Source organism: Bifidobacterium sp. ESL1133 (genome assembly GCF_058107325.1).
The window spans coordinates 86,960-96,138 of sequence record NZ_JBYLUI010000005.1 but is presented as its reverse complement, the minus strand read 5'-3'; the positions used below and the strand labels follow the sequence as shown (position 1 = coordinate 96,138).

The following is a 9,179-nucleotide window of genomic DNA, read 5'->3' as shown; positions in this document are numbered from 1 at the left end:
GCTTGAGGAAAGGCTTGGAACGCATGGTGAATGACGCAAGCACACCCACTCCGAAGGTCATCAGGAACGACCCTTGGTACGATTCCTATGCCTCGAGGGCTCAGTCCATGCAGGCCTCCGAGATTCGGGCGCTCTTCTCCGTGGCATCCCGGCCTGATGTGGTCTCGCTTGCCGGCGGCATGCCCTACTTGAAACGCATGCCGTTCGATGAGCTTTCCGATTTGCTGGCCAAAATGTTGCGCGACAAGGGCGATCAGGCGTGGCAGTACGGCTCGGCGCAGGGCGATCCGCATCTGCGTGAAGACGTGCTGCAGATCATGGAGCTTGAGGGTATCACCGACGTGCAGGCCGACGATGTGGTGATTTCCAACGGATCGCAGAATGCCATCGACTTGGTTACGCGTATCATGTGCGACCCGGGAGATGTGGTGATTTCCGAAGCCCCGAACTACGTGGGGGCACTTGGTGTGTTCCGCTCGTTCCAAGTGGAAGTGGCCAATGCCGCCACCGACGAGGACGGGTTGATTCCCGAGTCGTTCGAACAGACCATCCTGGATCAGCAGGCTGCCGGCAAAAAGGTGAAGTTCCTGTACACCGTGCCTAACTTCCACAACCCTGCCGGTGTCACGCTCAGCGTGGAACGCCGTCCGCGCATTCTTGAGATCGCCCGTAAATATCATGTGCTCGTTGTGGAGGATAACCCTTACGGCCTGCTCGGTTTCGACGGCCAGACCTATCCTGCTCTGCGCTCCATGGACAGCGAGAACGTGGTGTACCTGTCCAGCTTCTCCAAAATCATCGCTCCGGGCATGCGCATCGCATGGATTGTGGCGCCTCCGGGAATTCGCAAGAAGCTTGTGCTCGCCAATGAGGCGAGCATCCTGTGCCCACCGAATATGAGCCAGATGACCATCACCACCTACCTTGACAATTTCGACTGGAAGGCGCAGATCAGCGACTACCGGGGTATGTACAAGGAACGTTGCGATGCGATGGACACGGCGTTGAAGGAATATCTGCCGTACTGTTCGTGGAACAAGCCCAAGGGCGGGTTCTACATATGGCTTAAGATTCCCGACGAACTCAACTCAAAGGCCATGCTGCCGCGCGCCACCACGGCGAAAGTCGCGTATGTGGCCGGTACGGGCTTCTATCTGCACGGTGAAGGCACGCATCATATGCGTCTCTCATTCTGCTACCCCACACCCACTGAGATTCGCGAGGGGATTCGCCGCCTATCCGGGGTGATGGAAGCCGAGCGTGAGACCGCGGAGCTTTTCGGCACGTCAGGGCCACGCGGCTGAACGGCGCGCCACGCACTACGGTTGCAACTCACCCCAAGCTGCATAACCAGCACATTCGGCACAATACGAAAGCAGGGTATACGATGGACGATTCATTGCAGAGTGATTCATGGCTGCCGGACAAGCAGACGAGCGACGGTGCTGAAGCAGACGAGCAGAACTCGTATGAGATACTCACCTCACTGTTCAACTCGGTTGATGCTGCGGGTGCCGCATCGGGTTCCGACGAGTCCAACGGCACGATTGATTTTGGCTTGCCGGAGGATTCGGCAGCAGAGGTTTCCGCAGATGATAGTGCCGATTTGGTACACAATGAGTGGGCTGAGGCCATTCATGGCGATGCCGCTGACGATGCTGCCGATGATTCTGGTACATCTGCGAATGCTGCAGCCACTACCGGCTACTCTTTCATGACTGACCGGTCGGACAGCTCTGACTTTGCCCCTTCCGCCGGTGGTGTGGCTTCCCTCTCGGTCCCTATGATTGACGGCGCCGCTGTCGCGGCTACGGCAGCGAAAGATTTCGCCAGTCCTGTATCTGTTGATGCTGCTGGTGATGCCGCTGCCGGCGATACTGATGCCGCTGCCGGGCTGCTCTCCGATATGCGTGACATGTCTGGTGAGCAGGATCGTGATGTCGACTTCGTGCCGATTCTCTTCCCAGAACATCGAGGTGAGCACGCGCGCAGCAACGATGATTCAGCGCTGCCAAAGCTCTCTGGAGCAGGTCTCGGCGTTGACCGGTCCTCCACCACCGTGCTGGTGATATGTGGCGGTTTCAGCCATGAGCGCGATGTCTCCATTGCGTCCGGTCATCGTGTCGGCGGGTTCTTGGAGGAATCCGGCTGGAACGTTGCCTTCCACGACATGGACGGCGATCTGCTGAACTACCTTGCCGATCCGGCAACTCGCCCCGACATTGTCTGGCCGCTGCTGCACGGTGCCATCGGTGAGGACGGCTCGATTCGTGACATCCTCGAGATGGAGGGACTGCCTTATATCGGCTCGCGCCCCAAGGCGTCTCGCACCGCGTGGAGCAAGCCCATTGCCAAGAACATGGTGCGCAAGCTCGGCGGCCTGTCCACACCGCATTCGGTCACGCTGCCCGAGGCCATGTTCCGTGAGCTTGGCGCCGGCAGAGTTGTGGACTTGCTGGTCAAGTCGCTGCAATTGCCGCTGTTTGTCAAACCCACCATGGGCGGTTCGGCCTTGGGGTGCACGCGTGTGGATGATGCCGCGCAGCTCCCGCAGGCTATGGTGGACTGCTTTGCATATGGCGATGTGGCGCTGGTTGAGCAGGCTGTGGCCGGTACGGAGATTTCAGTGTCGATTCTCGACATCGGTGGCGAGTCTCTGGTGCTGCCGCCACTGGAGGTGTCCACGCCGGAGGGAAGGTACGATTATGAGGCTCGTATCGTCCCTGGCCCCACAGATTTCTATGTGCCGGCCCGTTTGCCGCAGGAGACGCTGAAAGCAGCGCAGACAGCAGCCAAAAAAGCACATGAAACGTTGGGTTTGCGTGATATCTCCCGCACTGATTTCATTGTGGATGAGCAAGGTGTGCCGCAGTTCCTCGAGGCCAATGTGGCGCCGGGTATGACGTCTACTTCGCAGCTGCCGCAAGCTGCTGTGGCGGCTGGCTACAATTTGGGCGACCTCTACTCCTACCTGGTGGAGTCCGTGCTGAACGAGCACCGTGCCTAGAGCATCAGCGTAGTGTGGATGTGTGGCGCTGCTGTTCAGATTTTGTCCATACTCACAGACTTTTCACATTCCATCAGCTATGATAGATACTAGAGTTGGCTTGAAAGGGCGAGTCAACAGTAATCAGAAAGGAGCCGTCATGGAGAAAAAGTCTTCGAACGGTTGGAAGTTCTTTGCGCTGCTCTTCGGAGGTCTGCTCGCTGTAGTCGTCGCCATGTATGTGCGTAAGCAGCAGAATCCGGATTACGATCCGTGGGAGGAGCCTTGGGAGAACAGTTCCTCGCCCGTCGATTTGGGTCTTGACAAGGAAACCGGAGAGATTCCGACCACGCCAGGCTTGGCCTGATTGTTTGTTCCCCGCTGCCGCGCTGTTGAGCTGAGGCAGCAGGGAACCTTATTGCGGCTGTTCTGAGCACCGTGTGGTGTTTGGGGCAGCCGTTTTTCGTTATACATACCGTTGTAGCGGTGTATTGCGGCGGTTGTGGTGGTACTGATTCATAATCGGAGACATCAACCAGATTGTGTGTCTGCTGTTTATAATCTCGATTCGGTGACGTGGAGTGTGTCTGCTGTTGCGCCCGCCGCTGTCCACGCGTCCGTTGCGCATGGTCCGTGTATCATAGTCCGGCGGCACGTCCAGCTTATAATGGGCGCATGGCTGCAATTCGAGAGCAAGATATTTCCAAGGGCATGCGTGCGTTCGACCAGTGGCGATCTGCCGCCGAACCCCATCGCAGCGAATCGCTGGAGGCAAGGCTCGCGTTCTCGCCCGATTTGCCGCGCCCCACTTGGGCTATGGCAGTGCGTTACTCGCTTTATTTACTGGAAAACAAGGCTCCCGGTCCTGGGGTGGAAGTGCGCGTGGCCCCATGGAGCGCCGTCAAGATTCTCGACGGTCCGGCCTCGGATCCTCACAACCTCACCCCTCCGGATGTTATTGAGCTGGAACCGGATGTTTGGCTGCGCTTGGCTTGCGGTCTGACCCAGTGGGCCGAGGAGAAAGAAGCCGGCCGCATTACCGCAGTAGGGGAGCGCGACGACCTCTCCGCCCTACTGCCGCTTGATTAACCACCTATTTGGCTGCGAGTAAGGCTTGCGTTGCTTGCGTTGCTTGCGCTCCCGTCATGTCCATTCCGCGAGTACTTTTCGAGCGCATGCGGGTAAACCAAAAATAAAAATGGCGGAATACCGCGGTTTTCAACTGACGGTTATGCCGCACCTCTCGAAAAAGTACTCACGGAATGAGCGAACCCCAATATGAGGCCATAAGTAAGCCCCATCGCGCCAATGAATTGGGCAATGGGGGATAGGTCTCGAGATTCGCTGGTTAGCGCGCCTGCCATTCGCGGCGTGTAATCATTTGGATGGTTGACGGGTAGCGTTTGCCGATCAGTGGGTAATCGCAGTCGATGCCACTGCACACGGTGTGCATGCCGCAGTGCTCCATCACACGGCGCGAGCCGATATTACTGTCGTAATGTTGCCCCCAAACGGCCGGTACCTGCAAGTCGTTGAACGCGTAGTCCAACAGTGCGGTCAGAGCTTCAGACGTCAAGCCTTGTCCCCAGAAGGGTTTGCCGATCCAATATCCGATGGCTCGCGCACCGAGCAGGTCATTCCCATACTGCGCGCGCAACGCATCGTCACTGTTGATCGTGGCGATGATGTCGTCTTCCATGGGCTTGAGGCTGATGCTGCCAATCGGGCTGCTGACGGTGCCGGTATCGTTGCTGTCGCCAGCGGTAGTGGCATTGTCAGTGTCGTTGCGCAGCACGATGGCGAAAGTACCGTCGTCGCTGAGCACATTGGTGATGGTATCGCGGCTTTCCTGCACGCTGCCGTGTGCTGGCCATCCCGCGCGCGGCCCAACCTCGGGGTCGTTGGCGTAATGGAACAGGGACTGGGCTTCGGTGTCATCATGGGTGTTCCAAGGTCTCAATACGAGGCGTTGCGTGGTAATCATGTCGTGTCCTTCCCTGTTGTAGTGATAACCGGATGTATGGGATGCCTAGCCGGATTGCGCAGTGCAACCCTGACCGCAGCACATGCCGGTTAGCAGCATGGTATATGCCCTCGCATAAGGGGAGTAAATCGAAGTCCAGCATATGGAACCAGCTGGTGAAGGTAGCATAACATTTGACGAAGTCGTAATGGAGCGGATGACGGGAGTCGAACCCGCCTCTGAAGCTTGGGAAGCTTCCATTCTACCGATGAACTACATCCGCGTGTAGCGCAAGCGCATACGGGCTTCACCATACCACAGTTTCGCTTACATAACAATGTGCGTGGCCGTGTCGCTGCTGGGCTGCATGACCTTACTTAAGCTGGAATGCGCAGACCAGGGCACCGGCATCGAGCGGAGCGAACTCCCCGCTCGCTTCAGATACAACAAACCCCGGTGGGCTTGGCACCGGGGTATGGAGAAGAGAAAAGAAGAAAGGATTCAATTATCTGGGACTGTGCCCGGCCAGTTGTTGCTGACAACTCTTATATAACTACCTCAAGCTCCGAGGAAAGCTGGAATTACCTGAGAATTGTCTGTGAAACGGAATTTGGCGTGTACCTGCCCCGCCTTGCCTGTGGCAGCGGCTAGACTGGAATCAGACTATGCCGGCCGTCAGTCCGAGCGCCGGCGCGACCCAAGGAGACTGGATTCATGCTGCTTTCCGATCGTGACATTCTCGCCGCTCAAGCCGACGGCCACATCTCGCTCGAGCCGTGGGATCCTTCCATGGTGCAGCCGGCGTCCATCGATGTTCGCCTTGACCGCTATTTCCGCCTGTTCAACAACCACGCCTACACTTACGTGGATCCGGCAGAAAACCAGGGCGCGCTCACCGAGCAGTTCGAGGTTGGCCCGGACGAGCCGTGGATCCTGCACCCCGGCGAGTTCGCGCTCGGCTCCACATGGGAGTACATCAAGCTCGATCCCACCATGGCGGCGCGTCTGGAAGGCAAGAGTTCGCTGGGGCGCCTCGGTATTCTCACCCATTCCACTGCCGGGTTCATCGACCCGGGGTTCGAGGGGCACATCACCCTTGAGCTGTCGAACGTGAGCACGTTGCCGGTAAAGCTGTGGCCGGGCATGAAGATCGGGCAAATGTGCTTCTTCGAGATGAGTTCGCCCTCTGAGCATCCCTATGGGTCGTCCAGCACGGGTTCGCACTACCAGGGTCAGCGCGGCCCTACGCCTTCGCGCTCCTACGAGCACTTCTATCGCGCGCATATCGAGGACTGAATTGGGAGGACACGCACGCGGGCTGTGCGTCGGGGCTGTGCGTCACTTTAGTGGCATCGAGCAGTTGAGACGGCACACCGTGTGCAGCATGGTTCCCGTTGCAGGATTAGCATAATTCAGGCGTCCACGAATAAACGGACGCGGTACGGTACAGTTTACCTGATTGCAATGCAGCAACAGTACAACTGTCATACTTCATATTCGCTGCGTCGAGTGTGAACCGCCTGCGGCATAAGCGTTGCCGCGGGGTGCTGGGACAATGGGAGCATGGCTAATAAGAAGGGCCCGACTAAAGGTTCGGGCGGGAAACATCGCAATGCATTGAAGGGCAAGGGCCCCACGCCCCGCGCCGAGGATCGTACGTACCACAAGGCATATAAAGCCAAGAAGCGCAATGAGAAGCGGGAATTCTCCGATCCGCGTCTCGCTGCGCGCCGTCGTGCCACCAAGTACGCTTCGGACTCCGACGACTTGGTATTCGGCCGCAACTCGGTACTTGAGGCGCTGCGCGTTGGTGTGCCGAGTTCGCAGCTGTACATCGCCGCACGCATTGAGCACGACGACCGTACGCGCGACATCGTGCGTTTGGCAGGGCAGCAAGGCCTTAACCTGCTGGAGGCTGACCGGCTCGAAATGGACCGCATCGCCCACTCCAAGACGCATCAGGGTGTGATTCTGAAGGTGCAGCCTTACCAGTACTCCTCGCTGCGTGACCTGGTCGATCGCGCTGAGAAAAAGTCGCACGCCATGGAAGAGGCGAGCTCTGTGGCTGCTCGCATGACTGCACGTCCGCTGTTCATCGCGCTTGACGGTGTGACCGACCCGCAGAATCTCGGCGCGGTCATCCGCTCGGCGGCGGCGTTTGGTGCCAACGGTGTGATTCTGCCGGAGCGTCGTTCGGCTTCTGTCACGGCTGCTGCGTGGAAGGTTTCAGCCGGCGCTGCCGCGCATTTGCCGGTGGCGCGCGTGGTGAATCTTACCAAGGCCATCGAGGCCCTTAAGGAGCGCGGATATTACGCGGTCGGACTTGACGGTGGTGGCAGTGCCGTGGTGGGAGAGTCCGGGTTCGAGACTGACCCACTGGTGGTGGTGCTCGGTTCGGAAGGCAAAGGCTTGAGCCGTCTGGTGCGTGACGCTTGCGATTCGATTGCAGGCATTCCGATCAGCAGCAATGTGGAGTCGCTCAATGCTTCGGTGGCGGCAGGCATCAGCCTCTATGCCGTCTCCCGTGCGCGGCAGAAAGCCGGCGACGCGGCCTGATTGGTGTGTGGTGAGGCCGCTGTGCAATCTTCATTCAATAGGGATGTTTTTCGGTATTGAGACGATTTGCGGAATAAAGAATCGTTGGAAAATCGCCGTTTTGAATATTCAGTTTTCGCATTTTCGCGAAAACGTCCCTACTGAATGAATTTGGTCGGCTCTCAGGGTTTATTGCGCCCAGACTGAGGCGTCTTGGTCATATTCATCGTCGGAATCATCGGCGTTGAAGTCGCCAGTGCTCCCGGCTCCGTCGGCACCGCCAAAGTCCGCAGAATCGCCGTAGATCGAGCGCTCGTCGATGACGCCTGAGTCGGCATCGGCGTTGATTTCAGCCAATGCTTCTGAATCCAAACCGTACTGCGGCAGCGCATGCTTGATGTAATCATCCGCAGCCAGTGCAGTCGGCACGTCGTGCCCCGCTTTTTCTGCCATTTTCCAACGATTCTCAAGTACTTCGTGGAAAAATTGCGCAGGCTCAATCTGTGAACGGTATTGCGCTGGAATCATGCGCACAGTAGGCTCGAACACTTCGCGCATCCAGTCGGTGGCCACGATTTCCAGCTCTTCGCCATCTCGCCATGTGGAGGCGCGGTAGGCATCCAAATCGTTGAGCAGACGGCGTGCCTGATTCTCCTGCACGTCCAACCCGGTGAGCCGCAGCAGCTTGCGCGACGCGTAGCCGGCATCGACCACGCGCGGTCGCACCAGCACACGGTTGCCGTCTGGCGCGGTTTTGACTTCCAACTCGTCCACGTCAAAGCCCAAATCATTGAGTTTGTTGACGCGCTTTTCGATTTTCCACATCTCGTCGGGTCCGAAGTCTTCTTCATCGGTGAGTGCGGCCCACAGCGAATCGTAGCGTTCGATGAGTCGGTTGCCCACCTCCACTTCGTCCACATTGTCGGGTAGCAGTTTGCCCGAGCTGAGATCCATGAGTTCGCCGATGATATTAGTGCGCGCCAGGTCCATGTCGTAGCTGCGCTGGCCTAGGGACAGTGAGGTGTGGAGGGCTCCGGTCTCGGCATCTACCAAGAAGGCGGAGAATGCGTCGGCATCGCGCAGAAACAGCACATTGGAAAGGGAGACGTCGCCCCAGTAGAAGCCTGCCAAATGCAGACGTACCATGAGCACGGCGAGAGCGTCGATAAGACGTTCTGCAGTTCCGGCGCGTAGGTTTCGAGCAAACAAGGCACGGTAGGGGAGGGAGAATTTCAACTGTTTGGTGACGAGCATGGATTCCAGCGGTTCGCCATCTTTGGTGTGGCGCCCCGTGACTACGGCGATGGGGCGGACGGTGGGCAGATCAAGCTTTTGCAACCTGCGTAGCAGCTCATACTCTTTGGCAGCCATACGGCTGGTGATCTCTTTCATCGCGTAGATTTCGTCACCCACATGCACGAATCGCACCACGTGCCGGGAAATGCCTCGTGGCAGGTTGGCGAGCAGGTCTTCGGGCCATTGCGCCAGCGGCAGTTCCCACGGCAAGGTGAACATTTTCGGATTTGAGCTTGCGGCAGTGATGTTGAGCGCGCGCGGCTCGGCCATGGTCTCGCTGTTGGCGTCCACATTTACGGACGTCGCTTTGATTACGCGAGGGTCCATCTGCTCAGATCCGGTCAATTTCATACCTCCAATGTAGCGGCAACGCGCGATGCTGCGCGGATGGGTCGGTGG

The 9,179-nt window shown here is 58.1% G+C and carries 8 protein-coding genes and 1 tRNA gene; 6 read left to right on the top strand and 3 right to left on the bottom strand.

From position 1 onward, the window contains the following. The first annotated feature begins 23 nt into the window (after positions 1 to 23). The 4 genes from AC3B5A_RS06225 (at position 24) to AC3B5A_RS06210 (ending at position 4,075) form a co-directional block, all read left to right on the top strand. A complete protein-coding gene (locus AC3B5A_RS06225; protein WP_489799697.1) occupies positions 24 to 1,304 on the top strand; it encodes an aminotransferase-like domain-containing protein in 1,281 nt (426 codons plus the stop codon). Positions 1,305 to 1,387: 83 nt separating this feature from the next. After that, positions 1,388 to 3,007 carry a D-alanine--D-alanine ligase family protein gene (locus AC3B5A_RS06220; protein WP_489799696.1) on the top strand — a complete coding sequence of 540 codons (1,620 nt, stop codon included), beginning with the start codon at positions 1,388 to 1,390 and terminating at the stop codon, positions 3,005 to 3,007. 139 nt (positions 3,008 to 3,146) lie between these two features. Next, complete coding sequence (locus tag AC3B5A_RS06215; protein WP_489799694.1) at positions 3,147 to 3,353, top strand: hypothetical protein; 207 nt, start codon at positions 3,147 to 3,149, stop codon at positions 3,351 to 3,353. Positions 3,354 to 3,661: 308 nt separating this feature from the next. Beyond that, positions 3,662 to 4,075, top strand: coding sequence for a sterol carrier family protein (locus AC3B5A_RS06210; protein ID WP_489799692.1), 414 nt, complete (start codon positions 3,662 to 3,664; stop codon positions 4,073 to 4,075). Positions 4,076 to 4,334: 259 nt separating this feature from the next. On the opposite strand, the gene AC3B5A_RS06205 is transcribed toward AC3B5A_RS06210, so the two are convergent. Both AC3B5A_RS06205 and AC3B5A_RS06200 read right to left on the bottom strand, forming a co-directional pair. Continuing rightward, a complete protein-coding gene (locus tag AC3B5A_RS06205; protein ID WP_489799690.1) occupies positions 4,335 to 4,970 on the bottom strand; it encodes a GNAT family N-acetyltransferase in 636 nt (211 codons plus the stop codon). A 188-nt stretch (positions 4,971 to 5,158) separates the two neighbouring features. After that, a tRNA-Gly gene (locus AC3B5A_RS06200) sits at positions 5,159 to 5,232 on the bottom strand. A gap of 431 nt (positions 5,233 to 5,663) precedes the next feature. On the opposite strand from AC3B5A_RS06200, the gene dcd reads away from it, so the two are divergent. Together dcd and rlmB are read left to right on the top strand one after the other, a co-directional pair. Next, complete coding sequence (gene dcd, locus AC3B5A_RS06195; protein ID WP_489799688.1) at positions 5,664 to 6,245, top strand: dCTP deaminase; 582 nt, start codon at positions 5,664 to 5,666, stop codon at positions 6,243 to 6,245. 267 nt (positions 6,246 to 6,512) lie between these two features. Beyond that, positions 6,513 to 7,505, top strand: coding sequence for a 23S rRNA (guanosine(2251)-2'-O)-methyltransferase RlmB (gene rlmB, locus AC3B5A_RS06190; protein ID WP_489760489.1), 993 nt, complete (start codon positions 6,513 to 6,515; stop codon positions 7,503 to 7,505). Positions 7,506 to 7,673: 168 nt separating this feature from the next. Here the strand turns inward: rlmB and AC3B5A_RS06185 are convergent, their stop codons facing one another. Next, positions 7,674 to 9,131 carry a DUF4032 domain-containing protein gene (locus tag AC3B5A_RS06185; protein WP_489799686.1) on the bottom strand — a complete coding sequence of 486 codons (1,458 nt, stop codon included), beginning with the start codon at positions 9,129 to 9,131 and terminating at the stop codon, positions 7,674 to 7,676. Positions 9,132 to 9,179: the final 48 nt, after the last annotated feature.

What these genes read in the sequence shown, in the direction of transcription:
- dcd (WP_489799688.1), top strand. Translation starts at nt 5,664, where the DNA reads ATGCTGCTTTCCGATCGTGACATTCTCGCCGCTCAAGCCGACGGCCAC.
- AC3B5A_RS06215 (WP_489799694.1), top strand. Translation starts at nt 3,147, where the DNA reads ATGGAGAAAAAGTCTTCGAACGGTTGGAAGTTCTTTGCGCTGCTCTTC.
- AC3B5A_RS06210 (WP_489799692.1), top strand. Translation starts at nt 3,662, where the DNA reads ATGGCTGCAATTCGAGAGCAAGATATTTCCAAGGGCATGCGTGCGTTC.
- AC3B5A_RS06185 (WP_489799686.1), bottom strand. Translation starts at nt 9,131, where the DNA reads ATGAAATTGACCGGATCTGAGCAGATGGACCCTCGCGTAATCAAAGCG.
- AC3B5A_RS06225 (WP_489799697.1), top strand. Translation starts at nt 24, where the DNA reads ATGGTGAATGACGCAAGCACACCCACTCCGAAGGTCATCAGGAACGAC.
- rlmB (WP_489760489.1), top strand. Translation starts at nt 6,513, where the DNA reads ATGGCTAATAAGAAGGGCCCGACTAAAGGTTCGGGCGGGAAACATCGC.
- AC3B5A_RS06205 (WP_489799690.1), bottom strand. Translation starts at nt 4,970, where the DNA reads ATGATTACCACGCAACGCCTCGTATTGAGACCTTGGAACACCCATGAT.
- AC3B5A_RS06220 (WP_489799696.1), top strand. Translation starts at nt 1,388, where the DNA reads ATGGACGATTCATTGCAGAGTGATTCATGGCTGCCGGACAAGCAGACG.